This window comes from Paenibacillus sp. cl141a (genome assembly GCF_900109305.1).
Taxonomy (GTDB): Bacteria; Bacillota; Bacilli; order Paenibacillales; family Paenibacillaceae; genus Paenibacillus_AQ; species Paenibacillus_AQ lautus_A.
Window position 1 is genome coordinate 545,506 of sequence record NZ_FNZO01000004.1, and the last position, 26,046, is coordinate 571,551.

Annotated in this window: 24 protein-coding genes; 5 read left to right on the forward strand and 19 right to left on the reverse strand. The window is 51.3% G+C overall.

Annotation, left to right across the window (positions count from 1 at the left end; genetic code table 11):
- Positions 1-41 precede the first annotated feature (41 nt).
- Complete coding sequence (clpP, locus tag BMX45_RS15035) at positions 42-638, forward strand: ATP-dependent Clp endopeptidase proteolytic subunit ClpP (protein WP_009593635.1); 597 nt, start codon at positions 42-44, stop codon at positions 636-638.
- Between the two features lie 480 nt (positions 639-1,118).
- Here clpP and BMX45_RS15040 read toward each other — a convergent pair whose 3' ends face one another.
- The 16 genes from BMX45_RS15040 to BMX45_RS15115 all read right to left on the reverse strand — a co-directional run bounded on the left by BMX45_RS15040 (position 1,119) and on the right by BMX45_RS15115 (position 17,500).
- Positions 1,119-2,192: a PdaC/SigV domain-containing protein gene (locus BMX45_RS15040; protein ID WP_090910358.1), complete on the reverse strand. Its 1,074-nt coding sequence runs from the start codon at positions 2,190-2,192 to the stop codon at positions 1,119-1,121.
- 129 nt (positions 2,193-2,321) lie between these two features.
- A complete protein-coding gene (locus BMX45_RS15045) occupies positions 2,322-2,585 on the reverse strand; it encodes a hypothetical protein (protein ID WP_254778084.1) in 264 nt (87 codons plus the stop codon).
- 232 nt (positions 2,586-2,817) lie between these two features.
- Positions 2,818-3,870 carry an ABC transporter substrate-binding protein gene (locus tag BMX45_RS15050; protein WP_090910359.1) on the reverse strand — a complete coding sequence of 351 codons (1,053 nt, stop codon included), beginning with the start codon at positions 3,868-3,870 and terminating at the stop codon, positions 2,818-2,820.
- Between the two features lie 65 nt (positions 3,871-3,935).
- Positions 3,936-4,697: an ABC transporter permease gene (locus BMX45_RS15055; protein WP_175495118.1), complete on the reverse strand. Its 762-nt coding sequence runs from the start codon at positions 4,695-4,697 to the stop codon at positions 3,936-3,938.
- A gap of 45 nt (positions 4,698-4,742) precedes the next feature.
- Entirely contained in the window at positions 4,743-5,591 is an 849-nt protein-coding gene (locus BMX45_RS15060; protein ID WP_036664936.1) for an ABC transporter permease, read from the reverse strand.
- A complete protein-coding gene (locus BMX45_RS15065) occupies positions 5,588-6,559 on the reverse strand; it encodes an ABC transporter ATP-binding protein (RefSeq protein ID WP_090910361.1) in 972 nt (323 codons plus the stop codon). The genes BMX45_RS15060 and BMX45_RS15065 overlap by 4 nt, the downstream gene beginning before the upstream one ends.
- A 408-nt stretch (positions 6,560-6,967) precedes the next feature.
- A complete protein-coding gene (locus BMX45_RS15070) occupies positions 6,968-7,729 on the reverse strand; it encodes an SIMPL domain-containing protein (protein WP_090910362.1) in 762 nt (253 codons plus the stop codon).
- 193 nt (positions 7,730-7,922) lie between these two features.
- Positions 7,923-8,726, reverse strand: coding sequence for a hypothetical protein (locus BMX45_RS15075; protein WP_139212453.1), 804 nt, complete (start codon positions 8,724-8,726; stop codon positions 7,923-7,925).
- A gap of 642 nt (positions 8,727-9,368) precedes the next feature.
- On the reverse strand, positions 9,369-10,448 hold the full coding sequence (locus BMX45_RS15080) for a sensor histidine kinase (protein WP_090910364.1): 1,080 nt from the start codon (positions 10,446-10,448) through the stop codon (positions 9,369-9,371).
- On the reverse strand, positions 10,448-11,128 hold the full coding sequence (locus BMX45_RS15085) for a response regulator transcription factor (RefSeq protein WP_090910365.1): 681 nt from the start codon (positions 11,126-11,128) through the stop codon (positions 10,448-10,450). The genes BMX45_RS15080 and BMX45_RS15085 overlap by 1 nt, the downstream gene beginning before the upstream one ends.
- 38 nt (positions 11,129-11,166) lie before the next feature.
- Entirely contained in the window at positions 11,167-12,963 is a 1,797-nt protein-coding gene (locus BMX45_RS15090) for an ABC transporter ATP-binding protein (RefSeq protein ID WP_090910366.1), read from the reverse strand.
- 321 nt (positions 12,964-13,284) lie between these two features.
- Positions 13,285-13,554, reverse strand: coding sequence for an HPr family phosphocarrier protein (locus tag BMX45_RS15095; RefSeq protein ID WP_006207570.1), 270 nt, complete (start codon positions 13,552-13,554; stop codon positions 13,285-13,287).
- Between the two features lie 101 nt (positions 13,555-13,655).
- Positions 13,656-14,585, reverse strand: a complete 930-nt coding sequence (gene whiA, locus BMX45_RS15100; protein WP_009593666.1) for a DNA-binding protein WhiA — start codon at positions 14,583-14,585, stop codon at positions 13,656-13,658.
- A 5-nt stretch (positions 14,586-14,590) separates the two neighbouring features.
- The gene (gene yvcK / locus BMX45_RS15105; protein ID WP_175320789.1) at positions 14,591-15,532 is read right to left on the reverse strand and encodes a gluconeogenesis factor YvcK family protein; all 942 of its coding nucleotides are present in this window, start codon (positions 15,530-15,532) and stop codon (positions 14,591-14,593) included.
- Positions 15,533-15,589: 57 nt separating this feature from the next.
- A complete protein-coding gene (rapZ, locus tag BMX45_RS15110; protein ID WP_009593644.1) occupies positions 15,590-16,498 on the reverse strand; it encodes an RNase adapter RapZ in 909 nt (302 codons plus the stop codon).
- A gap of 51 nt (positions 16,499-16,549) precedes the next feature.
- Positions 16,550-17,500 carry an ROK family glucokinase gene (locus BMX45_RS15115; protein ID WP_009593637.1) on the reverse strand — a complete coding sequence of 317 codons (951 nt, stop codon included), beginning with the start codon at positions 17,498-17,500 and terminating at the stop codon, positions 16,550-16,552.
- Between the two features lie 311 nt (positions 17,501-17,811).
- Between BMX45_RS15115 and BMX45_RS15120 the strand changes: the two genes are divergently transcribed.
- The 4 genes from BMX45_RS15120 to BMX45_RS15135 are packed head-to-tail and all read left to right on the forward strand — an operon-like array spanning position 17,812 to position 21,276.
- Entirely contained in the window at positions 17,812-18,735 is a 924-nt protein-coding gene (locus tag BMX45_RS15120) for an ABC transporter ATP-binding protein (RefSeq protein WP_090910367.1), read from the forward strand.
- A gap of 2 nt (positions 18,736-18,737) precedes the next feature.
- Positions 18,738-19,484 carry an ABC transporter permease gene (locus BMX45_RS15125; RefSeq protein WP_090910368.1) on the forward strand — a complete coding sequence of 249 codons (747 nt, stop codon included), beginning with the start codon at positions 18,738-18,740 and terminating at the stop codon, positions 19,482-19,484.
- A 21-nt stretch (positions 19,485-19,505) separates the two neighbouring features.
- On the forward strand, positions 19,506-20,732 hold the full coding sequence (locus BMX45_RS15130) for a sensor histidine kinase (RefSeq protein ID WP_090910369.1): 1,227 nt from the start codon (positions 19,506-19,508) through the stop codon (positions 20,730-20,732).
- Complete coding sequence (locus BMX45_RS15135) at positions 20,665-21,276, forward strand: response regulator transcription factor (RefSeq protein WP_012818423.1); 612 nt, start codon at positions 20,665-20,667, stop codon at positions 21,274-21,276. The genes BMX45_RS15130 and BMX45_RS15135 overlap by 68 nt, the downstream gene beginning before the upstream one ends.
- Positions 21,277-21,400: 124 nt before the next feature.
- Here BMX45_RS15135 and BMX45_RS15140 read toward each other — a convergent pair whose 3' ends face one another.
- The 3 genes from BMX45_RS15140 to BMX45_RS15150 form a co-directional block, all read right to left on the reverse strand.
- Positions 21,401-22,414 (reverse strand): serine hydrolase domain-containing protein, encoded by a 1,014-nt coding sequence (locus BMX45_RS15140; protein ID WP_090910370.1) that lies wholly within the window; start codon positions 22,412-22,414, stop codon positions 21,401-21,403.
- Positions 22,415-22,533: 119 nt separating this feature from the next.
- On the reverse strand, positions 22,534-22,902 hold the full coding sequence (locus tag BMX45_RS15145) for a LytR/AlgR family response regulator transcription factor (RefSeq protein ID WP_090910371.1): 369 nt from the start codon (positions 22,900-22,902) through the stop codon (positions 22,534-22,536).
- A gap of 35 nt (positions 22,903-22,937) precedes the next feature.
- Positions 22,938-26,015 carry a hybrid sensor histidine kinase/response regulator gene (locus BMX45_RS15150; RefSeq protein ID WP_090910372.1) on the reverse strand — a complete coding sequence of 1,026 codons (3,078 nt, stop codon included), beginning with the start codon at positions 26,013-26,015 and terminating at the stop codon, positions 22,938-22,940.
- Positions 26,016-26,046 lie beyond the last annotated feature (31 nt).

The following is a 26,046-nucleotide window of genomic DNA, read 5'->3' on the forward strand; positions in this document are numbered from 1 at the left end:
TAACAGTATTTATATGAGGTACTTAAGAGGAGGTTTTCCACGTGAGTTTTATACCTATGGTCGTTGAACAAAGCAACCGCGGTGAGCGGGCGTACGACATCTATTCCAGATTGCTGAAAGACCGCATTATCTTCCTCGGCTCCGACGTAAATGACGTGGTCGCCAATTCCATCATTGCCCAAATGCTGTTCTTGTCGGCTGAGGATCCCGAGAAGGATATTCATCTTTACATCAACAGCCCTGGCGGTTCCATTACCGCAGGTATGGCGATATTCGATACGATGCAGTTCATCAAGCCGGACGTCTCGACGATCTGTGTCGGCATGGCTGCTTCCATGGGCGCATTCCTGCTTAACGCAGGCGCCAAAGGCAAACGCTACGGTCTCCCTAACAGCGAGATCATGATTCACCAGCCGCTCGGCGGCGCACAAGGTCAAGCCACGGATATTGAAATCCGTGCCCGCCGCATTCTGAAAATGCGCGACAAGCTGAACCGCATCCTGTCCGAACGCACCGGCCAACCGCTGGAGCGCATCGAGAAGGACACTGATCGCGACTACTTCATGACGGCTGACGAAGCCAAAGAGTATGGCCTGATCGATCAAGTACTGGAAAACACACCACCGCAAGGCTTATAAAAGAAATGAAGTAAAGGGCAGGCACCGATATCCGGTACCTGCCCTTTCTTATCCTCTGGATTCATTGAAAACTTCGAGTACTAAATAGTGAGAATATCCTCTCCGGTCGCTGTTGAAATCGGGAAACTTGAATGAATTGAAACAGGTTGTTTCCCGATTTCAAAGGCGAACGCGTTGCTCCTCCAAGGATACTCTCACTTCGGTACGATTTTTTCAATAAAACATAAAGACGGTAAGGCCATCCCCCTCCTAAAAGGCCTGCCTTAACTTGAGAGGAGGGGGAAAAGGGCACGCCTCTTGAGATACACAAAAAATCCCCTTGATCATAGGGCAGGAGTATATGCTCCACACTCAATTGATCAGGGGATTTTCGTAACTCGTTCCAGCACAGTGTTACATCAGGACAGCATCATGTTTCTAGACAAGCTATAGTATGAAATTTAATGATTACAGTTTACACAAACCGCTTATCATATACTCTTACTTCCACTGTTTCAGCTGCAACTCAAACTCAGGAAATCCATAGGCATAGGCGGTGTACTCATAAAGCTGGAAGTACAGCACCGCCGCGTTATCCTTCACGTAGAAGTCGGCATCGGCAGGCACTCCCTCAAAACCGCCGAGATAACCTCCCTCTTTCTTCATCTTGCTCAGCACAAGGTTGTTCAGCTTCTGCTTGTTCTTGCCCTGCATGTTGATGAAATCGCCCAGCTTCATTTGCTTGCCGTCCTTCAAGGAGAACGTGAAGCTTTTACGGAAAGTCATGCCATGGGCACCGCCGGTGTACGAATAATCGTACGCCGTAATGCTCAGGATGTCGTTCTGGTTGTAATGGACCACGAAGTCACCGCTGAATTCGTAAGGGAAACTGGATTCCGACGGCGGGAATTCCTCGGCGTTTCCTTCCGCACCGGTGATGACGCCGGACGCATTTTCTTTCAACACTTTGTTGATTTCGGCTTGGACCTCCGCATTATCGAGTCCGCTGATTACAGGATAATTCACAACAGCGTCTACGCCCTGAATATTCTTCTTGAGCGCAACCGATTTAATGCTAATGTCATTCAGCTTCTTCTTTGTCATGCTCAGTGTTTTCAAGGAAGGATTCCATTGTCCCTGAACGCCCATGTATTCGCTGATCGTTTTGAACGGCAGATACAGACGTCCATTGATGATCTGTCCGCCCGGCTCGCCGGCATACGAACCGTTCACCAGAATGCCGATTTCGTTTGCAGCATACACGGCGGCGCTCAGCTTGTTATAGCCGTTACCCAGTGTATACATGCGGTTTTTGGAATCATATTTAAGAGGCATCCCCAGACCATCCCGCAAAGCGGTCGCCGGCACATAAGTTACCCCATGCAGCACAAGACCTTTTTGTGACAAGGTTTTGCCGTTCCATTTCAATACAACTTCATTCTTCGACGTCTTTTGGCTGGCGGAAACGGGTGCTTTAGCGGCGCTTGCATCGATGACCTGTCCGCTCAAACCAAGACTGCCAAGCAGGACACTAGTTGCAATTAATGATGCACATACACGAAATTTAGGATTCATATCAGAATTCCACCTTTGTTAAATTAAGTTTCCGTTAGTTGTTAATCTATTACCCTTAATCATTATAAGGAAAGCTTTCAATGTATTGGTAACAAACTGAATGACAATTTTGACTCCATGCCATAGGACCTACACATTCTCATGATTCTTTCCGAACGAACGCTGCTGCGCTAAGAAACACATCGAACAAGAGAGCACCTGAACCCGCAAGCAGCAGTAATTTACCGCCTTGGACAACGTAGCAAGAAGAATCAAACCGATGCCAGCGAGTGCACTGTGAATGCTCGTCAGCAGCAGATGCAGCGCGCTTTTCCCGAAAAAATTCAGAAATATAACAGCAGCGATCCCTGCAACAATCAAAGCAATAACCCCCATGCTCGTCAGATCACTCAAGCAGCTTCTTCCTTTCAGGGATACCTCATTTATAAAAAACGGGGCTAAACGGTGTACAACCTCCTTATATATAACAACGAAAAGGATCCTGAAGTTGTAGTGGAATTCCTGAAAATCGGCCAATTCTTCCCATTTTGGGACTAATGTCTCATTCTACTCTGCAAAAAAAAGAGCCCATCCCCTTAGGGGACAGGCTTCCTTATTACAATAATATGAAGAACCGAAGCTTATACTAACGACCGCTCTTCAATTCGGTCCATAAACGATCGTAGACGGAGAGCGAGTCACCGACGTTATCGAGCCACTCGGTACGGCCCAGTTCCTCTTCCGTCAGGTTGATCATCGTATTGGCGCGGTATTCCTCGCTATGGAATTCCATCGCTTTCGTGTTCGGATTGCTGTATCCGATAAATTCATAGTTTTTGGCGCTGACTTCAGGCTCCATCATGAAGTTGATGAATTTCTCGGCCAATTCCTTATTCTTCGCACCTTTAGGAATCGCGTAGTTGTCCGAGAATATGGTCGCTCCTTCTTCAGGCACCACGTACGCCACATCCGGATTCTCCGCCGCGATGAACGCCGCGTCTCCGGACCAAACCGTGGCAATCCAGCCTTCCTCCTGAATCATCTTCTGCTTAATATTGTCCGTATCAAACGCAAGGACATTCGGCAGCAGTGTCTTCAGCTCATCGGATGCAGCCGTGATTTCCGCCTCATCCGTGCTGCTGTTGGATTTCCCTTGCTTTTTCAGCGCCATGCCGATCATTTCCCGGTTGTCGTCCAGAAGCAGGACTTTGCCCTTGTATTCCGGATTCCAAAGGTTTTCCCAGCTGTTGATTTCGTCCTTCACATACTTCTTGTTATATGCAATTCCCGTTACGCCGGACGTGTAAACGATTGAATATTTATTGCCCGGGTCATAAGACGGATCTTTGAACGTATCCGTAATATTGACGAAGTTCGGAATATTATTCATGTCAAGCGGCTCAAGCAGCTCCGATTCGATCATCGTTTTGACCATATAATCGGACGGCTGAATGAGGTCGTAACCGCTGCCGCCAGCCTTGATCTTAGCCAGCAGGTCTTCATTGTTAGCGTAGTTGTCGTAGGTCACCTTCACGTCGAACTTCTCCTCAAAGTCCTTCAGCACCTCGGGATCGAAGTTATCCGCCCAGCTGTAAATATGAAGCGTCTCCTTATCCGAGCCGCAACCGGCCAGCAGTCCTACAGACAATACCGCAACCATGCCTGCCGTCAGCAGGCGGGTCCATCTTGATTTTTTCAATTCAATATCTCCTCTCTTTCCACTTGCATGTTTTCATTTTATTTCGAAAAAAGCGTTTCTATCGCTTAGATCGGTAATGTTTTGTGTTTCTTCTGCCCATTGCCGCGGTTAAGAATATATTGGGCTAACAGGATCAGCGTGATGCTGACTAGGATGAGCAGCGTGCACAGCGCGTTGATCTCTGGCGAGATGCCGCGCTTCACCTGAGCGTATATATAGATCGGCAATGTTGTTGAGCTTGGGCCGGCGACGAAAAAGCTGACCATAAAATCGTCCAGCGACAGCGTGAAAGCAATCAATGCGCCGGAGATAATGCCCGGTGCAATCTGCGGCAGCGTGACGTGCCGGAACGTTTGCCAAGGCGTGGCGCCCAAATCCTGGGCAGCCTCATCCAACTGTTTGCCCATCCCCGACAGTCGGGCGGTTACCACGACATAGACATACGACAGGCTAAACGTAATATGGGCGATGATCACCGTTGTCTTGCCAAGCGGCATGTTCAGTTGACTGAACAGCACCAGCAGCGACAGCCCCATAATAATATCCGGAATGATGACCGGCAGATACAGGAGGCCATTCATGCCGCTACGGCCCTTACGGCCCATATTCCGGAGCGAGAGCGCCGCTGCGGTCCCGAGCAAGGTCGAAACGATCGTCGAGATGACGGCCACCGTCAAACTGTTCATCAGCGCTTCCATCACGTGCCGATTCTGGAATAGCGACACATACCAATCCATCGTAAAGCCTTCCCAATTGCCGCTAAGCCGCGTATCGTTAAAGGAATAGATGATAATCATGACGATGGGTACATAGATGAAAGCCATCATAAGGAAAGAGTGAATCCCGAGCAGCGGGTGATTCTTCTTTTTCACTTATCTCCCCTCCCCTACGCGTTGATGGCGGGCTTGCATCGCCCGGTTAAAGAGCAGGATCAGCACCAGGGACGTAATCACAAAAATGACCGATAACGCCGCTCCAAAGGGCCAGTTGCGCGCACCCAGGAACTGCTGCTGAATGATATTGCTGATCATGGAGGACTTGGCGCCGCCCAAAATATCCGTGACGACAAACATCCCAGAAGTCGATACGTAGACCAGAACCGCACCCGTCATGATGCCGGACTTGCTCTGAGGCAAGGTAATATGCCGAAATGCCTTCCATCTAGAAGCGCCAAGATCGCTGGCCGCATCCAGCAGACGTTTGTCCATCTGCTCCAAGGCCACGTAAATCGGCAGCACCATGAACGGAATGAAGTTATACACCATCCCAAGCAGTACGGCTCCGTACGTATACAGCATTTGAATCGGCTCGTCGATCCATCCAACCCACATCAGCAAGCTGTTTACCACGCCTTGCGTCCGGAGCAGCAGAACCCATGCATAGGTTCGGATCAAAAAGTTGATCCAGAACGGAACCGTGATCAGAATCAATCCCCAGGTTTGGATACGCGGGGAAGCGTTGGCTATATAATAGGCCAAAGGATAGCTGACTAACAAGCAGATCACCGTAGTCAGCAGCGACAGTACCAAGGTATCCCAGTAGATGCCCAAATATAATGGATCAAAAAAAGTCTTGTATCCTTCCAGACTGAAGGAAAACACGACATTCCCGAGCGAATCCCGCGAGAGAAAGGAAATGCCGACCACGATCAGCATCGGAACGATCAGGAACAGGGATAACCACAGCAGCACCGGAGTCAACAGGAACCTTGATTTCCTCATGGCCCGATGTTCACCTCATCCTTGGCGTTCCAGTTCACCCCAACCCGTTCGCCAACCTCCCACGGATGGTCATCCGAGATATCGAGGGCAATCGTGACCTTCATCGGCTCATCGTCCAATTGGACCAGAAGCTTATGAACGCTGCCGAGGTACTGCACATCCTCAATCACGCCGCTCTTCTTGGCACCCGATTCCCGCTGGGGAATGAGTTTCTCCGGTCGTACGGCAAAAAGCCCCTCAGGCGAGGAGAAGACGTTATTCTCCCCTACAAACGTGGCGGCAAACAGCGTTTGCGGTCTCGCATAGATCTCGCGAGGAGTGCCGATTTGCTCCACCCGTCCATGGTTCATGATGACGATCCGGTCGGACAGCATCATGGCCTCCTCTTGGTCGTGCGTTACGTATACAAACGTTATGCCGAGCGTCCGCTGCAAATGCTTGAGCTCGGACTGCAGGTTCTTCCGCAGTTGCAAATCCAGCGCGCCGAGCGGTTCATCCAGCAGCAGCACCTTCGGCTTGTTGGCGATGGCGCGGGCGATGGCCACGCGCTGCTGCTGTCCGCCGGACAACTGGTGCGGGAAGCGTTCCCGCAAGGCGGTCAGCTGCGTCATCGCAACAGCCTCGTCCACGCGCTCCTTGATGAGCTGGCGCGGCATTTTTTTCATTTTCAATCCAAACGCGATATTGTCTTCTACGGTCATATGCGGAAACAGAGCATAGTGTTGGAATACCAAATTCAAATCCCGCTTGTTCGCAGGCATTTCCGTCACATTCTGACCCGCCAGCCATACCTGTCCTTCGGTCGGCTGCTCGAATCCTGCTATCATCCGGAGAATCGTCGTTTTGCCGCAGCCGCTGGGGCCCAGCAAAGTCAGGAATTCCCCTTCTTTAATGGAGAGCGACAGCGGATGCACGACCGCTTGTCCCTGAAAATGCTTCTCGATCTGGACAAGTTCAATCACATGCATCAACCCCTTCTTCAAAATGTGACCTGTTCGTTTCCATGTGTACATCCTATTACCAGTATGCACAAAAACGTTCTCCACTAAGAAGAAACGGTCCTACTGCCTGTTGTGCTCAGGTTGGCAGAATCCGTTTCTTAAGGGTGGATGCGGTTAGAAGTCTCTACTAAGAAAAAAAAGCCATATCCATGGGTATGGCTTTAAACGTTAGATCAAAGTTCAGTTTTTCGCATATTCACTATACCTCGTTTTCCCTCTATACACAACACTTTTCTGTGTATTTCGACAGGGGAAGGGCCGGATATGGCACCGGAAAATGGTATTTCATTTTTTTAAATGACATGCGAAAAAACCGTTCGCCCGATAAAGACCGGAATGAACGGTTTTTTCGCATGCTGCGTCGATTACAGCGAACTATTTCAGCTGGTATTGCACGTACAGCTGTGTCGTGATTTTGATCTCGCCCGGCTTCACGGAGGTGTTTGCGCCCGCGTCCGCTGCCGTAGACTGAGCCTCCATCGCCATTTTTTGGAGGCCATAGATGGTATCTACGCCAACGGAGCCTTCCACAATGTTCAGCACGATACCCAGCTGACGCTTGGACGCCTTCGCCATCGCTTGTGCCTTCAGGTCTGCATTCGCCATCGCCTTATCAATCACTTGAGCCTCGAACGCATCGCGGTTCTCTACCGAGAAACGGGCGTTGCCAATGGAATTGGCGCCGGCTTCGGATGCTGCATCCAGCAGATCCCCGACTTTGCTCAGGTCACGAAGCGTAACTTCCAGGGAATGATAGGCAGAGTAATTTTTCACTTTACGTCCATTCTCATCGGAGTACGTATAGTTAGGCTGTACATAGAACTGCTCGGTTTTGATATCCTTGTCGTCGATCTTCCAGGTTTCTTTCAACAGCTTCGTAATCTTATCCATTTTCTGCGCATTGCTCTTCTGCGCAGATTTTGCGGTTTCCGCATATGATTCAGCCCCGATGGAAAGATAAACGATATCTGGCTTCACTGAGATCTCGCCTTTACCAAGTACGGTCAGAAGATTTTGCTGTGCTGCCTCCGCCGCGTGCACCTCGGTTGCTCCGCTCAACCCGACCCAAGCCGTGCTGCCAGTCAGCAGTGCGCCTGCAATCATGATGGAACCTACTTGTTTGACCCATCTTTTCATCTTTGTCAGCCTCCTTCGATATTGGCATCGCTGCCATGCTTGCCTTACCCTTCTAACGTGAGGGCATTGGTAAATGTTGCATCCGAAATTCAATTAATTTATATAACAAGTAAACAGCCTTAGTCCAGTTAAGGACTAAGGCTGCCTAGTAACTAAATACACTTTTGATTAACAAATATTTAATATTGAACCATTAAGGTATTACTTTTCCAGTTATAAGTAATTGCCAGGAGAAATTATATCCCGTTCCATCTCCTCTATTTATCGTTGCATTAAGTTTAAGCCCCAGCTGTGTATTGAGCCCCCCTTCGAGAACATCTACCCAACCCTTATCCTTTAAATTAATTAAATTAGTCTCACCAGGAGTGTAGCCTATGGCGACTTCTCTTTGTTCCTGAGTTTGAGCGTAACCATTAATTCCAGGACCCCATTGCAAGACTGTTCCATTAATAGAATGAACCGAAACCCTGCCATTTGGATTTTCAATTATGTCATATCGATAGTAAATTTTATCCAGTCCAATAAAGGTCATTCCATCTTTTGTAGTAGTGTGATAATGAAGCCGTATAGTAAGCTTAACTCTGCCTGCAGGATCAAGCTTAGAACCGCCGTAATCATAAACAGCTAATGGTTCAATGGTAACGTCCGAAACATATTGTTGCATAACCTCCCCTGTTTCTGGATTTTGCAACTCTCTATAAAGAAATGTCTCATTCTCGGTAACCTTCCCATCTCCATAAGCATTACCAGTGACTCCATTTTGCAATAGAGTATTGTCTCCCTGAATTAGTGAAGTAACATCGATTGGACTGTCAACTATTGAACTTTTGTCTTCAGTATTATATTGTTTTATAACTTGATAACCATCTGGTACTTCAACATCTAATAGTGAGTTGTTACCATTATTCTCCGCTGCGCTCACCATCTCTGTTAAAGAGGATATGATCAATATACAGACCAGCGACAAGCACAACATCTTGCTCTTTATTCCGTTCATTAAATCTACCTCCATTACCATTAAATATATTTTAAACCCTCCTAAAAGTTACCATTTATACATTTCAAAGTCAATACTTATATTGTTTTTTTAGAATATTTTATGCAAATAATAAAGTCAAAGAAAACAACGTAGACCCTTAGTTTAATTCTATTCTATTATGAAACCTTAACTGTTACACCGCATTTCACTATGTAAAAAAGTACAAGTTAGCAATCAAGCATTAATTTCTATATAATTCGCGAATCCCGAGATTATAATTGGTAATTACTAATACTACATTTAGTTCTTAACAATAGTAGTCCACTACTTGAACCCCCATTCATTTACTAGGTCAACTTTGTTCGCAACTTGTAGAATTACCTAGACAAAAAGTATCATCCAGGCAAGAGGATTCGCTTCATTTGATATCTGGCTAACGGAGCAAGAGAAATTGCCACGAAACATGAATAATGCCCTCCGGACTTCCAAATGGAAGGGAAGGGCTGCAAAGTTTTTTTCGTTATTTGAGCTTTCGGAACTATTTCCGTATTTCATTTCTTAGGATTAATTATGAAGTGCACAGAACACTCCCTATCAAACCCTTCCAATTCTTGAAAGAATCGAAACCCAAAAATCCTCTTTATTCCAACTTATCTACGATCACTGCTTCGTATCGCCGGAACTCTTGTATGGCACCACCACGGTAAATGCCGATCCCTTCCCCGGCTCCGATTGGACCGTTATTCTCCCTTGGTGGATATCCACGATCCGCTTCACGATCGACAACCCAAGCCCGCTGCCGCCAGCCGCGCGATTACGCGATTTGTCTGCTTTGTAGAAGCGCTCGAAGATATGCAGCTGATCCGAGTCCGACATCCCGACACCCGTATCGGTCATGGTAACCTCGGCTCCTCCTTCACCTGCTTTCAGCACAATGGTGATCATGCCGTCTTCGGGCGTGAACTTGATGCTGTTGTGCAGCAAGTTGGTCCACACTTGACTCAGCAGATCCTCCGTCGCCTCAATCTCGACCTCGGCGAGATCCAGATCCACCTGAATCCGCTTCGCCAGCCACTGCGGCTCATGCGCCAATACGACTGCGCGCAGCTGCCCGTCGAGTCGGTAACGGGCCCTTTCGAAGGCGGGCTGCTCTCCTTCCAAAGACGACAGCTTCAACAGATTGTCACTCAGCTGCGACAAGCGGCGGCCCTCTCCCTCGATGATCTCCAGGTAATGGGCTCTCTTCTCCTCGGTGAGACGCGGATTTCGGAGCGCCCTTGCAAATCCCCGAATCGAAGTAAGCGGGGATTGGATTTCATGGGACACGTTGGAGATGAAATCCTGCCGCATCGTCTCCATGCGCCCCAGCTCGCCGGCCATGTCGTTAATGCCGGAGGCAATCATCCTGAACTCCCCGCGCCATTGTTGCTCATCCATCTTCACACTGAAGTCCCCCTGGGAGATCCGGCGCATGGCATCCGTAATGGAATTCAGCATGGCCATTTGCCGGTGCTTGAAGAACATGCCCACGACCAGCATGAACAGGAAGAAGATCATGACGCCGACAAACAAGTCGATCAGCTGGACGGCATAATCCCATGGCGGCGTTCCCGTCCAGTTGTAAACAAACCGCGTTGCGTAGGTCGCCGCCGTCCATGACGCCCCCAAGACCGCGAAGATCAGGATGGTCTGAAGCGTTTCCCGAACGATTTTCCACAAGATTTTGAGCGGTCTATTCATCAGCTCTCACCTGCCTCCAGGCGATACCCCAGACCGCGTACCGTTCGAATCCTGAACCGGTACTTCTCCTCCGGGAACCGTTCCCGCAGGCGATTCACATGAACGTCCAGCGTGCGTTCGTTCCCTTCAAAGTCATACCCCCATATATCCTCGATCAGCCGGTCGCGCGTCAGCGTGCTCCCCGGATAACTGGCAAGCTTGAAGAGCAGCTCAAACTCCTTTAACGGCAAGGTAAAAACCTCATCGCCGGCTTTGGCCTCATAGGTTTTTCGGTTCATCTGCAGGTTCCCGATCGTGACCGTCTGCGATGCGGCTACCTGATATCGCTTCAGCAGCGCTTTGACGCGTACGACAAGCTCCGCGGGCTCAAAAGGCTTCACGAGATAATCGTCCGTGCCCAGCTCAAAACCCTTCACGATCTGTCTCGTCTCCCCTTTTGCCGTCAGCATCAACACCGGAATGCCGGTATTCCTCCGAATCTCCCGGCAGAGCTCCCATCCGTCCATATTGGGCATCATGATATCCATCACGACCAGATCGACCGAAGCTTGCTCCATCACGGACAGGGCCTCGACGCCATCCGAAGCCTCCATCACCTCTTCCATCCCCGCCTCCTCCAGGAACACCTTGATGAGTTCGCGGATGTTCGGATCATCGTCCACAACCAATATTTTTGCCATGATGGCCCCCCTTCCTTCTACGGCTCTACAAGCTGCCTTTAAGCCTCGATTGCCTCATTCATCTGCAGCTGCTGAACGGCAAACTCCCTGTACATATCATGCTGCCCGATCAATTCATCATGCGTTCCCCGGCCCGTCACCGTTCCTTTTTCTATAAATATGATCTGATCGGCCCCCACCACCGTGGATAACCGGTGCGCGATAATAATCGTCGTCCGTCCAGCCATGAGGTTCTTGAGCGCCTTCTGCACCTCGATCTCGGAACGGCTGTCGAGACTGGAGGTGGCTTCGTCCAGCATCAGGATCTTGGGATCCCGCAGCAGAGCCCTGGCGATGGCAATCCGCTGCCGCTGTCCGCCCGAGAGCTTCACGCCACGTTCGCCCACATCCGTATCAAAGCCGCTTGGCAGCTCATCAATAAATCCATCGGCATACGCCATTTCTGCCGCTCTTCGAAGCTCAGCGTCACTCACTTCCCGGTCCATTCCGTAACATAAGTTATTGCGTATGGTTCCGGCAATCATCGGACTTTCCTGCGATACATAGCCGATCAATCCGCGCCAGGAACGTAAGGAAAAAGTATCTATGGGCGTCTTACCCAGGCGGATCTGTCCCTTCTGGGGCAGGTAGAAGCGCTCCAGCATGGAGAACAGCGTCGTTTTCCCTCCGCCGCTCGGCCCGACTACTGCCGTAACCGTGCCCGGCTCCATCTGAAAGCTGATATCATGCAGCACAAGCTCATCGGGCTTATACCCGAACGAAAGGTTCTCGATCGACACCCGCTGGTTGGCATCCGCCACCTCGTCTCCGGCCGTAATGGATTCTTCGTCTGCATCCAGGGTTTCCAATATGCGCTCCGTCGCTCCCTTTGCCTTCTGCAGCTGGGTAAAAAACGTCGTTAACTGCGTCATCGGCATGACGATCTGAATCAGGTACAGGATGAACGCAACCAGCTCTCCCGCAGTCAGTGCTCCGGTGGATACCTGCAGTCCGCCATACCCGATCACCACCACCAGCAGCATCATCAGCACAAAAGACATCAGCGGTGCGATCCAGGCAGAAACTACGCCTTCCTTGATACCGAAATTCAGCAGGTTGGTGATGCCTTTGTTCCCGTTCTCATACTCTCTATTCTCCGCATTAGAGGCTTTAACCAGCCGAATCTCCGACAGCACCTGGCTGATATTCGCCGTAAACGACGCCGTCTCGTCCTGCATGCCCAGCGATATTTTATACATCTTCCTGCCGAGCGGGACCAGGATCAATGCCGCTATCGGAATGACGATAAACATCGTCAGCGTCATTTTCCAGTTTAGATAAAGGAGCACCCCAATGGAACCCACAATGGAGATGATCCCGCTGAAGAATCCGGCCACATGGTCTGATATGAGGCTTTTGATGACTCCTGTATCATTCGTCATCCGGCTGACCGATTCCCCCGAACGGTTATGATCGAAATAGCGGATCGGAAGCACAAGCAGCTTTTTCCACAGTCGTTCCCTCAGGGCTGCCACCATTTTTTGTCCCGTAAAGCTTAACAGAAAAATGGAGATCCCGGCAGCAATCGTCTGCACCACAAACGCGATGCCAAGCCCGATGATATGGGACCGATTCATATCCGTCAGCGAGAAGCCATCCACCAGGCTCTTCGTAAACATCGGTATGACAAGTCCGACCAAGGTTGAGATCACATTCAGCAGGATCGCCACGATCAGCAGCAGCATCGGCGGTTTCGTTTCCTTCAATAACCGGAAGAACGCCTGGGAACCTGCTTTCTTGCTCCCGGCCTGTTCTTCGCGCGTGATTTCCTGTACAGCAGCACCCGTTGAACTCATTGTATTCCCTTCCCTTCCCATCCCTTTATATTGTTTGTAAGAAGAGAATATATCAGCAAGTTAAACTGAAGTTAAACGAGGGTTTACGATTCGGGAAACAACGCAAATAACTCCACCAAGTGGAGTTTATGCTTCGTTGCTTATTCCCAATGCTTGGAGGCGACCCCAAAAACGGTTTTAAAAAAGGACGGATGTCTCCGCCCTTCTCTTCCATCTATTCTTATGTACGCGGGCAAACAAGCGAGAATCCAAGAGCAGCGCCTGATAGCAAAAAAAGCCTTGCTGTAACAAGACTTTTCTTAAACTTGAATCACGGTTACCCTATTGGTTCTCGAGTTCCTCTTTGCTCACCAAGTTCACGAGTGAAGTAACCGCTTGCTCAGCGTCAGCTCCCTCAGCACTAATGTAAACTTCCGTTCCTGAGCTGATCGCAAGGCTCATAATTCCCATGATACTTTTGGCATTTACTTTTTTATCATCTTTTTCAACAAAAATTTCAGATGAGTATTTATTCGCTTCCTGAACGAACAGCGCGGCCGGTCTGGCGTGAAGACCCGTCTTTAACCGAACGACTACCGGGTGCTTTGTCATGAAAATTACCCCCTATCTAATAAATCTGCTGCATTGAAAGCGCGATTGACATTTTATAATATTATACCATTTTACCATACAGGACACTAGAAGAAAAAATCTTAAGCATTCCGAATCTTTTCAGCCAATTCATCGATTTTGCGCAGACGGTGATTGACCCCTGATTTGCTGACGGTTCCTTTGAGCAATTCGCCGACTTCCTTCAGGTTCATATCCGGATGAGCCAGCCGAATCTCTGCCACTTCCCGCAGTTTATCGGGCAAATTCTCAAGACCTACTTCCTTTTGGAGCAGCTTGATGTTCTCAATCTGACGGACGGCCGCACCGATCGTTTTGTTCAGGTTGGCGGTCTCGCAGTTTACGATCCGGTTCACCGAATTGCGCATGTCCCGCATAATCCGGACATCCTCGAACTTGAACAAGGCCTGATGGGCACCGATCAAATTGAGGAATTCGATGATTTTTTCGCCTTCCTTGATGTAGAAGATGAAGCCCTTCTTCCGCTCGATGCAGCGTGCGTTCAGATGAAATTCATTCGCCAGGTCCACCAGGGACTGGCAATGCTCCTCATACATCGAGGCAATTTCCAGATGGTACGAAGACCCCTCCGGGTTGTTCACGGATCCGCCTGCCATGAAGGCACCTCGCAGATAAGCCCGCTTACAGCAATTTTTGCGAACGATCTGTTCGTCGATGCGCGATTGAAACAGAAAGCCTTCGGAGACGATGCGAAGCTCTTTCAGAATCTCCTGAACCTGGGCGGGAATACGAACGATATATACGTTATTCTTCTTCAAACGCATTTTTTTACGCACCAAAAGTTCGGTATGCGCCTGGAAATGCTTCTTAATTAAGGAATAAATACGTCTTGCAATCGCGGCATTTTCCGTCGAAATATCCAGGATTACCTTTTTGTTCGAAAGCTGAACAGAGCCGTTCATCCGAATGAGCGCGGACAGCTCGGCTTTTTCACAGCAGCTCTGGCTTTCGATCATCGTCAGTTCTTTCTTCGTCTGTGCCGCAAAGGACAAGGTACTCACCCCTTTCGTGTAATCCAATCCTGTACCAGCTGAAAAATATGATTGCTCAGCTTGTCAGCGTCATGCCTTAAGTATGTTCTAAATAGCACAAGCTTATCGGCAATAAGTTTATATCCTCGGCTGGTCACCTCATCGCGGTCCAGCAGCACGGGCTTCGCGCCCTTCTGTGCATACTTGTCCTGAACCTGAGGCGGAATCTCACCATCATTAACAATAACATAATCGAACAGATGAAGACCAATATGGTCGTAAACGGCCTGCAAATGATCGCTCACCGTATAATTATCGGTTTCTCCCGGCTGCGTCATCACGTTGCACACAAACATTTTGATCGCTTCGGACGAGACAATGGCTTCGGCAAGCTTGGGAACCAGCAAATTGGGCAAAATACTGGTGTATAGGCTGCCCGGACCGATCAGAATCGCATCGGCCTGTTGAATCGCTTCCAGCGCTTCCGGCAGCGGTTCCACATGTTCCGGCTCCAGGAAGATCCGCTTGATGCGGCGCCCGGCCTCCGGGATTTTGGACTCGCCGGTCACAATCGTACCGTCCTCCATCTCCGCATGCAGAATGACAGCTTCGCCCGCTGCGGGCAGCACCTGTCCGCGAACAACAAAAACCCGGCTCATCTCCTTGACTGCCGTGACAAAATCACCGTGCAAATCCGTCATGGCAGCCAGGATCAAATTGCCGAGGCTGTGCCCGGCCAGTCCCGAGCCATTCTTGAAACGGTATTTCAATATATCGGATAACAGCGGCTCCACATCCGCGAGTGCTGTCAGTACATTACGAATATCTCCCGGAGGCGGCATCTGCAACTCGCTACGCAGTATGCCGGAGCTACCCCCGTCATCCGCAACGGTGACGATGGCCGTAATATCGAGCGGCTTTTCTTTGAGTCCCCGCAGCATGACGGACAGCCCGGTTCCTCCACCCATCACGACGATGCGGGGGCGCTTTCTAGCTTGCACAGCCACATTTATCACTTCCCTTAATTAATGCCGATCCCGCTCAGAATCGCGGTGGCTCACCGATACCGTCTCCGTTTCGCTGACGCCCAGCATTTTGCCGAGATACTCGGCAATCGCTACGGAACGGTGCTTCCCGCCGGTACAGCCAATGCCGATGATCACCTGACTCTTGCCTTCCTTGCGGTACTGCGGGATCAAGAAATGCAGCATATCGAGCAGTTTGGTCAGAAAAGCTTGCGTCTCCGGCCATTTCATGACGTATTCGTATACATCGCTATTTTGGCCGGTATTGGGCCGCAGATGCTCCACATAATGCGGATTGGGCAGAAAACGCACATCAAACACCAGGTCGGCGTCAATCGGAATGCCGTACTTGAATCCAAAAGACGTAATGTTGACCGATAACGTGCTGCTCTCCAAATGCGTGAAGCGAGAGATGATCTTCTCCTTCAACCGCACAGGCTTCATGTTGCTGGTATCGATGACCTGGGTGGCCGAATTTTTCAGTTCATCCAGCATTTTGCGCTCTAATCGGATACCGTCGAGCGGCATGCCTTCCGGAGCGAGTGGATGGCGGCGACGGCTTTCCTTGTAACGCTGAACAAGCACGGAGTCCGTGGCATCCAGGAACAGAATCTCGCAGTGGATGGTGAAGTGGTCCTTGATGTAATTCAGCGACTCCGATAAAGCGGTGAAAAATTCGCGGCCACGCAGGTCGATGACCAATGCAACCTTGCCGATCTTACCCTTCGATTGATCGATCAGCTCCGCGAATTTCGGAATGAGCACCGGGGGCAGGTTATCGACGCAAAAGAATCCAAGATCCTCCAGACTTTGTACGGCCAAGGTCTTACCTGCTCCCGACATCCCGGTGATGATGATCAGGGTGGCCATGGATGATGTGTTGCTGCCGCGGTCGGCTGCTTCCAGCATCAGCTTTCCCTCCCTTATAAGTTTAGATCAGACGATGTATGGTGAATAATACTACGAACGCAAGTGCAAACCGGCTGCGCCAACAACGCCGGCGTCGTTGCCAAGCTCAGCTGGAACGATCCGTACGCCGCGTTGAAGCGGTTCCGGTGTCAGTTTGGCAAACACGGCACGAACTTCATTAAACAGAATGTCCCCGGCTTTGGATACGCCGCCGCCGATGATGAACGCTTCGGGATTCAACACGGCCGCAACGGCTGCCATGGATTTGCCGAGGTAATAGGCTGCGCGATTCACGATGCGAATGGCGACTTCATCGCCCGCTTTCGCAGCATCAAACACTTCCTTCGCCGCAATGCTCTCCACATGCGCAAGGGAAGTGCGGTCGCCGCGCTCAACAGCATCCTTCGCCATGCGGATAATGCCGGTTGCCGATGAAACCGTCTCCAGGCAGCCCATTTCGCCGCATCCGCATTGAATGGCTTCCAGATCAGGCACGACCGAGATATGCCCTAGCTCGCCGGCCATGCCGCCAAAGCCTTGATAAATTTTGCCGTTTACGATAATGCCGCCGCCCACGCCGGTTCCGAGCGTGTAGCATACGCAGTTCTCAACGCCGCGTCCTGCGCCGCTCCAAGCCTCGCCCAGGGCAGCCACATTGGCGTCGTTGTCTATTTTGACGGGCTTGCCGAGACGCTCTTCAAGCAGTGCGCGAATCGGTACATCTTTAAATCCTACATTCGGTGCCAGAATGATGATGCCTTCACGTATATTCGTAAACCCGGCGAAACCAGCTCCCACACCAGCAAGTTGATCCCAGCTGTATGGCGATTCTTCCACAATGTGACGCACATATTTCTCAATGTTGTCAATAACCGTGTCAACGCCTTTGGCTGTTTCCGTCGGCCCTTCGTATTTCTGCAGAAGATGCCCTTCTTCGTTACATATTCCAACTTTAATAGCTGTTCCGCCAAGATCGACACCGACGTAGATGTTCTCAGACATGTTTCAAGCCACCTTTTTCCTTCTATATTATAGATTGCTCCTACTGTACCCACTATAATTGAAGGCACTCCTGCGGTCAAGAGAAGACAACCGGACATGAAACTCGAACCAGCCCTTTAAATCCGTATGTGTAAACGCATACACACACATCCGAAATCGCCCCTGTTTGTTCATAATCTTGCTTCCCCAACTCCCCCAAGGAATCCAACATGACAAAAGTCACTCCGAAGTGATGACATCCTTTACTAACGGCAACTCCTTCGCTTTCGTATGATGAGAAGAGATCATTTCGATTACGGAGGAGCGATTCCATGACAAACCCAATCCATGAACCTATTGCAGAGCTGCGGCAGGTAACCAAGATGTTCGGCAGCAAAAAAGCGGTCAACCAAGTGTCGTTTACGATAGAAAAAGGATCCATCACAGCCATTCTCGGTCCTAACGGGGCCGGCAAATCAACCGCCATCTCCATGATGCTGGGCCTTAAGGACGCCAGCGAAGGCAAGGTTCTCCTGTTCGGCCAAAGCCCGAAGGACTTGAAGGTCCGAGAGAAGATCGGCGCCATGCTCCAGGAAGTCAGCGTCATGGATGGGCTCCGTACACGCGAGATCATCAACCTCATTCGCGGTTACTATCCGAATCCGCTGTCGCTTGACGACATCGCCCTGCTTAGCGGGCTTACGCCAGAAGAACTGAACAAATGGGCCGTTAAAATGTCCGGCGGCCAGAAACGCAAGCTCAGCTTTGCGCTGGCGATAGCGGGCAACCCCGAGCTGTTATTCTTCGACGAGCCGACGGTGGGCCTGGATACCTCGGCACGCCGGTTATTCTGGCAGACGGTGCGCAAGCTGGCCGATCAGGGAAAAACCATCCTGTTCACCACGCACTACCTGCAAGAGGCGGACGATATGGCAGACCGCATTCTGCTGTTCCATCAAGGTCAAGTTGCTGCAGACGGCACGCCGGAAGCGATCAAAGCCAAGCTAACCCGGAGGTCGGTCTCCTTTATCGTGGATGCAGACCACCGGCAGGTCAAGGAGCTGCTGCGTGAAGTGCCCGGCGTCACCGATGTGTTTGAGAACAATGGCCGTTTGAACGCCGTCACGGATGATACGGACACGGCGCTGGCTGCCTTGTTCCGAGCCGGGCTCGCCGTACGCGACGTTCGCATCGATCAAGGAAGCCTGGATGAAGCATTCGACCAATTAACGATGGATCAAGGGGAGGCCGTATAATCATGACAACCTGGAAACTGATTACCTTGCAATGCAGAATGGAATTGCTTCGGATGGTACGCAATCCGTATTATATTTTCTGGTCGCTGGCGATGCCGATCCTGTTCTATTTCATCTTTACCCGCGTCGTGAATACGGGGGCGGACGATGCCGGACAATGGCAGGCGCATTATCTCATGTCGATGGCATCCTTCAGCGTCATGGGTACCGCCATCATGTCCCTCGGCATCCGACTCGTTCAGGAACGAGTGCAGGGCTGGGCCGTATACATGCGGGTAACGCCGCTTCCCGGCAGCGTATATTTCTTCGGCAAAATGTTTGTGCAGACAGTCATGCATCTGCTCTGCATCCTCGTGATTTTCGTAGCCGGATACCTGATTAACGGCGTGTCCCTGACTTTCGGACAGTGGCTGCTCAGCGGACTGTGGATTCTGATCGCATCCGTTCCGTTTCTTGCCATCGGCACCCTGATCGGCTCCATGAAACGGGTCGATACGGCAAGCGGCGTCAGCAACGGCATCTACTTGGGACTGGCCGTTACAGGCGGGATGTGGTTCCCGATCGAAGCGATGCCTTCCATCATGCAGGCCATCGGCAAGTGGATGCCTTCCTACCATTTCGGCGGGGGCGCCTGGTCGATCGTGCGCGGAGAAGCTCCGGGATTGGACAATTTCGCGGTTTTGGCAGGATATTTGGTCGTATTTATGTTACTATCCACCTATATTCGGAAAAAACAACAAGCTGATTAAGGAGATAAGGATGATGGCTTCATGAAAAAATTGAAAGAGGCAAAATCCGCAGGGTTTGAGGTGTTTCCAACGCAGCTGGGGTTTTTCCCCTATTTATGGCTCATTTATATGTCCCTTCCCGTGATCAACATGCTGAGGGAGGAAGGGTGGAAAATGGGGATCGGATTTGCGCTTATTGCCTTGTTTCTCGTCACGTACCGCCAGCTCTACTTTGCCGCGGGCGCCCCTCGTTTCTTTGTATGGCTGGGCATTCAGATGTCCATCATTTTCATTCTCTGCATGTGGTATCACCCGTCCTACATGTACATGGGCTTTTTTACGGCCAATTTCATCGGCTGGTATACCGACCGGCGCAAATTCACGATATCCCTCGTGCTGTTTGGCATCATCGAGACGATTCCTTTAATCAAGAACGCGAGCATGCTGGGGAAGGATCTGCTCTTTATGATTCCTTTCTTTCTCATCATGCTGTTTTCGCCCTTCGGCATCCGCTCGCTGAACCGGCGACAGGAGTTGGAAAGGGAGCTCGCCGAGGCTAACGAGCAAATCCGCAATCTGATTAAAGGCGAAGAGCGGATGCGTATTGCCAGGGATCTTCACGACACCTTGGGTCATACCCTGTCTCTCATCACGTTGAAGAGCCAGCTTGTGGAGAAGCTGGCGGCGAAGGATCCCGTGAAGGCCCAACTGGAAGCCCGGGAGATCCAAAATACTTCGCGGGCCGCGCTTCGCCAAGTGCGTGAACTGGTATCCGACATGCGGACCGCCACCTTGCCCGAGGAATTATTGGAGGCCCAGATCATTCTGGAGAGCGCCGACATCCAGCTGGTCTCCACCGGTGATCCCAAGCTGGAGGGCATATCCGACTTGGCCCACAACATTCTGAGCCTCTGCTTGCGGGAAGCCGTAACCAACGTGGTGAAGCACAGCCAGGCAAGCCAGTGCCGAATCGACATCGAGTCGCTGGATAATGAATGGCGGCTGTTCGTGGCGGACAACGGAATCGGCCTTAAGGGCAAAGATGATGGGGCATCCAGTACCGACAGCAATGGCTTGAAGGGGATGGCGGAACGGCTGTCCCTCATTGGGGGCACCGTTGAGGCCGTCTCCGAACCGCAAGGCACGAAATTGAGCATTCGCGTTCCGATCATCATCAAGAACCGGAAGGAGGACAACACCCATGAGCATCAAAGTGCTGATAGCCGAGGACCAGCGAATGCTGCGCGGCGCTCTGGCTTCCTTGCTTGATTTTGAAGACGATATCGATGTGATCGGCCAAGCCGGCGACGGCGAGGAGGCCCTATCGCAGATTGCCATCCATCAACCGGATGTTTGCTTGCTGGATATCGAAATGCCTGTGCGCAGCGGCCTCGAGGTGGCGGAGGAAGTAAAGCGGCGCGGGTATGCGAGCCGGGTCATCATCCTGACTACGTTCGCCAGGCCCGGTTATTTCGAGCGGGCCGTACAGGCCGGGGTCCAGGGATACCTGCTCAAGGACGAACCCAGCGAACGGCTGGCGGAAGCCATCCGGAGAGTGATGGGTGGGCGCCGGGAAGTTTCCCCTGAACTCGTATTCGGGACGTTGTCCGGTGCGGGTGCCAACCCGCTTACCGAACGCGAACGGGAAGTGCTGCGGCTGGCCGCAGACGGAAACAGCTCCAATGATATCGCAGCGAAGCTGCATTTGTCCTACGGAACGGTTCGCAACTATATGTCCGAGATTCTAAGCAAGCTGAATGCCAAGAACCGGATCGAGGCCATCTCGTTGGCGGAAGAGAAGGGATGGATATAGACCGGAGCCCTCGGAAGCATTTGCGAGGCGCGGCCGGTATGGCTTAATACGGTTTGTAAACGACCGTCCCATAGAGAAACAGCCCCGGGCGAGTTCATTGCCCGGGGCTGTTTTTACCACTGTATTAATTGAATAAAGCTTCCTCTATAGTTTGCATCATTTCAAAAGCGCCGTCGCTTGCATTGGATGCCACGACCAACGTATGTCCGGTGTCCGGATAATACGCGGATCGGAAATTCACGCCCGGGTCGTAGCCCATAACATGATATTTGTACACATTTCCATTCTTCTCGGTGATCCACACGCCAAGCCCATATTTCAGGTCACTGTCCGGGTCGTGGGAATGGGCAGCCAGCAGCTGCTCCGTCATCGATGCCGAGAGCAGAGTATTAGACAAGAGTCCTCTCCATAACTTTGCCATGTCCGGTGCCGTCACATACGCCCCGCCATCGGCATAGCCCTGAATCGGAATGGCATACTGATTCGTTCTCCACGTACCGTCCTCCTCATCGATATACCCGAAAGCCGTATTCGCGGGCAGTCGATCCAGCGGGAAATATCCCGAATCGTTCATGCCGCAAGGCTCAAAAACAAACTGCCGGACATAATCGCGAAACGGCAGGCCAGCATGCTGTTCAACGATCAGGCCAAGCAACACAAAGCCTGCATTGTTATAGTGGAATCTCTCGCCGGGTTGAAATTTCATGGGCTCATTCTGGAACAAAGGGAGAAAGTCCCTTCCACTCCGGAGCGTATACATCGGCAAGGCCTTCCACAGATCCTCAAAGTCATCCATGACCTCTTCATCAAAGTAATCCGGAATACCCGAGGTGTGGCTCAGTAGATGAAACACCGTAATCTCCGGGCTAACATACGGCAGACGAATATCCAGACACTCGCTCAGCTTGCTGTCCAGCGACAGCTTGCCTTGTTCAATAAGCTGGCAAACCGCAATCGCGGTGAACAGCTTGCAGCCTGAAGCGATGCCGAACCTGGTGTCCGCTTGATTCGGGATGCGGTCAGCCCGGTTGGAATAGCCGAAGGCGGCATTCCATATGATGTTGCGATTTTGATCCGTTAAGAGCACCGTTCCTGAAAAATGGCTGTTGGCAGCCCATTCCTCCATTTTATGTATCATACGTTGATCCCATCCTTTATCTAGGATAGGTATATTTTAACATGAATGAGCGAAGGGATCCCGGTACAAGACCACTTTAACGAAAAAATACCCCAAATTCCGGAATTGCGTTCCGCCTATCAGAGGGACCTCCGCTCATGCCTGCGCTTCTCCAGCTGCGTAACCGTGAGGCTGAAACGTTCCGGATCCACCGGCTTCAATAAATAATGGCAGGCGTCCCACTCCGGCGAATCCGCGGCTTCGGCCGTCACATAGACGATATGAACGTCAGGCTCAAGCCGTACCAGTCTTTCACCTGCTTCCAGCCCGGTCATTCCAGGCATATCGATGTCCAAAAATACAACATCCGCCTTGCAGGATCGCCATTGCTCTATTGCATCCTGAGCCCGAGTGAACATACCTGCCACCTGCAGGCGCCCATCACGTTCAATGAGCCGCTGCATGTGCATCAGCGCCGGATTCTCATCGTCAATCACGATGGCTTTCATGTCGTCAATCCTCCCCCTATTCGTTGTTCGTCACATTACGGACGAGAAGGCACCTCAAAGCTTACCGAGGTACCGTTCCCGGGCTGACTCTCGATTTGAAGGCCTGTGCCGTACAGCGTGAGCAATCGGGCGTGTATGTTTCGAAGCCCCACGCCACCACCCGAATCGGACGCGGCGGCGAGCAAGGCGTTAACCTTCTCCTCGCTCATGCCGACGCCGTTATCCGAAACGGAAATGGTGATCTGCCCTTCGCGTTCATGAATGGAAATATGGACCGTTCCCCCGGATACCCGCTTCGTAATCCCATGCCGAACCGCGTTTTCCACGATCGGTTGTATACTGAGCGGCGGTACCAAGGCATCTAATGGCGCATGAACATCATATTCAACGGTTAAACGATCCTCGAACCGCGCCTGTTCCAGGAACAAGTAGGACTGCAATAAGGCTATTTCCTTCTGCAGCGGGCCAAGCTGGTCGCGGTTCTGGAAGTCAAAGCTGCCTCGCAGATAATGGCTCAGCTCGATCAGCAGCCGCGTTGCTTTGTCCGGATCCGTATACAGCACGGCCAGTATAGTATTCAGCGCGTTCGACATAAAATGCGGCTTGATCTGGGCTTGGAGGAAAGCCATCTCCGCTGAAATGGTCTGCCGAACGGACCGCCGGAGCTCCAGCAAATTCCGGACCCTCGCTCGCAGCTCATCGGCTTCCACCGGCTTTCTGAGGAAATCGTTTGCCCCCGCCTGCAGGCCTGTTCGAACATCGTCGGGCAAACTTCGGGCTGTCAGCATGAGCATAGGCAGCTCGAAGAGCGTGAATTGCTGCCGGACCGTCATGCACAGCTGCAATCCGGACATCCCCGGCATCATCCAGTCCGTGATGACCAAATCGATCCCTTGTCCCGACCGGATATGTTCCAATGCCTGGGCTCCGTTGCCTGCAGTAATCAAATGGTAATTTTCCGCCGATAGCAGGCTGCGAAGCACCTGCAGATTAACCGGATCGTCGTCAACCAGCAGCACGGTAGACCCCTTCGAATGCTGTCTAGGCTCCTCCTGCTCGGGAACGCGTTCCTTTGCCGCGGCGACCAGGACTTCTCCCGTTCCTCCGAAGCCCGCCAATGTAGCCTGCGGGGGTACTTGCGTAGACGGCAGCGTAAAGTGAAAGGATGAACCCGCACCAGGCATAGACTCGGCCCAAATTTCCCCTCCGCCCAGCTCTACCAGTTTTTTCGTAATGCTCAGTCCGATGCCCGTGCCGCTATATTCCCGATCGGATGCATATCCGATCTGATCATAGGATTTGAACACATCGATCAACCGCTCCGGTGAGATGCCGATCCCCGTATCCGTCACCGATATCCGCACATGGCCGTTCCACGCATGAGCGGTGACCTGTACCGTTCCCGTCTCCGTGAATTTCACCGCATTCCCAAGCAGGTTGTACAGAATTTGCCGCAATCGATCTTCATCGGTATCCAGCCATGGCAGATTGTCCGGCCATTCCTGCTTCAGGGAAAGCGGTTTGCCGGCGGCAAGGTGCATCACCACTTCGAGTACGGATTGGGTAACGGCTTTCAGGTCGACCGGCTGCCGCTTAAGCACAATCTCCCCATTTTTCAGTTTGCTAAAATCGAGAATATCATTCACGAGCGTGGATAACCGCTTGCCGGTGGACACAATCATGGACAGCTCCCTGGACTGTCGATCGCTCACGGAGCCTGAGCTTCCGTCCATCAGGGACTGGGCAATATTCACGATGCCATGCAGAGGGGTTCGAAGTTCATGCGATGTATTCGCCATGAATTCGTCCTTCAAACCATCCAAGGTCAGCAATCTTCGGGAAAGCTGGTCTACGTCGGTAAACGCCCTGGAGAAGCGCTGGGCAAGCAGCATGGCCTGTGTTACCACAAACAGCAGCATTTCAAGCGGAACGATGGCCAGGCTGTTGTAAACTCCCATTAAGCTGAGCACATGGACGGCAATCACCACCATAATGCTCAGAATGCCGATCACCATAAATTCCGTATCCGCAGACCTTCGCCAAATCCCCCTTCCCATCACGAATGTGATATATCCAATGATAAATACAGAGAACATATAAATGACCGGCTCCATTTTGGAGAAGACAACCGTGGGCAAAGCAAGCCCGATTCCAACGGCTATCATCGTTGCCGCATTGCTTAAACGCAGGGCCCATCGGTGAACAAGTCCCTGAACGGCTTCCGCTATATAACGCAGCAAAAAGTAATACACGAAAGCGGAAAAAACCAGCTGAATCCGGATGAACCATTCATATGAAAGATCGGGCCATACCGAAGACAACAGCTTCTGGCCGTGTGTAGCCACGTAGATCATCGAGGACAGACAGAAGAGCCCCAGATGCAGGAGCGATTTCTCGTTCCGCTGCATTCGATACAGGAGCAAGAAATACATAGCAGGAATCAGGAAGCCCGCGAGGGTCATCAGATCGACAAACACGGCGGTTTCACGGCTCTTCATCACCGATTTCATGTCGCCAAATATCAACGGAGAGAAGATGCCCCCTGAAGAATAAATAAAGTTGGTTACCTGCACGATGATTTCAACTTCGTTCCCGTTAACCTGGGCATAACCGACGTATGGAATATTATTGGGGGTGCTCCCCTCTCCGGACATTCCGGGTGAGCCGCTAGCCCCGATTTCCTGACCGCTCATAAAGATCCGGTTAGCCGTCCTTATGTTGCCGGTATGAAGGCCGTAGATGCCTTCCTCCGCCTTTAATCGAACAACCAGCCTAAACGTTCCGACCCCCTCAGGCCCGGACTCGCCGTTCTCCATAACATAGCTGTTCCACTTGCCGGGTATCGATACGACGCTTGTGGGAGACGGCTTCTTCTCATTCGGTGTTCCAGCTGCAAAGCTCTCTGGGGTTAACAACTGTCCCCGATAGAACTCCCACTCCCCGTTGAGCGGGACCCCGCCTTCCTTCGAAAAGTCCCATGCTGTTAAATCAAGTCTTCCTTGGAAAGCTTCAGGACTTGCATTCGGGGTCACGATAAACCGAACGATAAACCATATGGGCAAAAGTATAACCAGTGCCAACCCGACAAACATCACGCGCCGCTTTTTGTTCATGACAGACCTACTTCTCTATATAAATGTTAGG

Bases quoted from the DNA above. Each gene is read 5' to 3' on its own strand.
- BMX45_RS15090 (WP_090910366.1), bottom strand. From the start codon at position 12,963: ATGAGTTCAACGGGTGCTGCTGTACAGGAAATCACGCGCGAAGAACAG.
- BMX45_RS15095 (WP_006207570.1), bottom strand. From the start codon at position 13,554: ATGACAAAGCACCCGGTAGTCGTTCGGTTAAAGACGGGTCTTCACGCC.
- BMX45_RS15085 (WP_090910365.1), bottom strand. From the start codon at position 11,128: ATGGCAAAAATATTGGTTGTGGACGATGATCCGAACATCCGCGAACTC.
- BMX45_RS15150 (WP_090910372.1), bottom strand. From the start codon at position 26,015: ATGAACAAAAAGCGGCGCGTGATGTTTGTCGGGTTGGCACTGGTTATA.
- BMX45_RS15145 (WP_090910371.1), bottom strand. From the start codon at position 22,902: ATGAAAGCCATCGTGATTGACGATGAGAATCCGGCGCTGATGCACATG.
- BMX45_RS15065 (WP_090910361.1), bottom strand. From the start codon at position 6,559: ATGCATGTGATTGAACTTGTCCAGATCGAGAAGCATTTTCAGGGACAA.
- BMX45_RS15070 (WP_090910362.1), bottom strand. From the start codon at position 7,729: ATGAAAAGATGGGTCAAACAAGTAGGTTCCATCATGATTGCAGGCGCA.
- BMX45_RS15080 (WP_090910364.1), bottom strand. From the start codon at position 10,448: ATGAATAGACCGCTCAAAATCTTGTGGAAAATCGTTCGGGAAACGCTT.
- BMX45_RS15135 (WP_012818423.1), top strand. From the start codon at position 20,665: ATGAGCATCAAAGTGCTGATAGCCGAGGACCAGCGAATGCTGCGCGGC.
- yvcK (WP_175320789.1), bottom strand. From the start codon at position 15,532: ATGGGTGGAGGAACCGGGCTGTCCGTCATGCTGCGGGGACTCAAAGAA.
- BMX45_RS15060 (WP_036664936.1), bottom strand. From the start codon at position 5,591: ATGAGGAAATCAAGGTTCCTGTTGACTCCGGTGCTGCTGTGGTTATCC.
- BMX45_RS15130 (WP_090910369.1), top strand. From the start codon at position 19,506: ATGAAAAAATTGAAAGAGGCAAAATCCGCAGGGTTTGAGGTGTTTCCA.
- BMX45_RS15055 (WP_175495118.1), bottom strand. From the start codon at position 4,697: ATGATGGCTTTCATCTATGTACCCATCGTCATGATTATCATCTATTCC.
- BMX45_RS15125 (WP_090910368.1), top strand. From the start codon at position 18,738: ATGACAACCTGGAAACTGATTACCTTGCAATGCAGAATGGAATTGCTT.
- BMX45_RS15140 (WP_090910370.1), bottom strand. From the start codon at position 22,414: ATGATACATAAAATGGAGGAATGGGCTGCCAACAGCCATTTTTCAGGA.
- rapZ (WP_009593644.1), bottom strand. From the start codon at position 16,498: ATGCTGGAAGCAGCCGACCGCGGCAGCAACACATCATCCATGGCCACC.
- BMX45_RS15040 (WP_090910358.1), bottom strand. From the start codon at position 2,192: ATGAATCCTAAATTTCGTGTATGTGCATCATTAATTGCAACTAGTGTC.
- BMX45_RS15115 (WP_009593637.1), bottom strand. From the start codon at position 17,500: ATGTCTGAGAACATCTACGTCGGTGTCGATCTTGGCGGAACAGCTATT.
- BMX45_RS15075 (WP_139212453.1), bottom strand. From the start codon at position 8,726: ATGAACGGAATAAAGAGCAAGATGTTGTGCTTGTCGCTGGTCTGTATA.
- BMX45_RS15120 (WP_090910367.1), top strand. From the start codon at position 17,812: ATGACAAACCCAATCCATGAACCTATTGCAGAGCTGCGGCAGGTAACC.